Source organism: Leptolyngbya sp. CCY15150 (assembly GCF_016888135.1).
Classification (GTDB): Bacteria; Cyanobacteriota; Cyanobacteriia; order RECH01; family RECH01; genus RECH01.
The window spans coordinates 1-304 of record NZ_JACSWB010000180.1; the positions used below are offsets into that span (position 1 = coordinate 1).

Sequence of the window (304 nt, forward strand, 5' to 3'; positions counted from 1 at the left end):
CCTTGAGTCGTTGATTGAGATGCCCTGTACACTGGAAGGCTATCGACTGTGGGAGCAACGACAGACCTACGGCGGGGTGGAGCAGCGCTGGGTGCTGGTGGAAAGCCCTCACCGCAGTGAGTCGGACGATTGGCTAAAATCCCTCGACAAGGAGAAAAAAGGGCTGCAACAGCAGGTGCGGCAGATGTGCCGCCAGATCTTTGCTTGTAAACCCGATGCCATCTCAGCGCTGATGCGCTTTCAGGACACCCTCACCGGCTATAAACTCACTCAGGTCACCCTGGTGGCGGTTGCCGCTAAGCGT

1 pseudogene is annotated in these 304 nt (G+C 57.6%); it reads left to right on the top strand.

The features are described from left to right. Positions 1–19: 19 nt before the first annotated feature. Positions 20–304, top strand: a pseudogene (locus JUJ53_RS13805) (IS1634 family transposase); the annotation flags it as partial.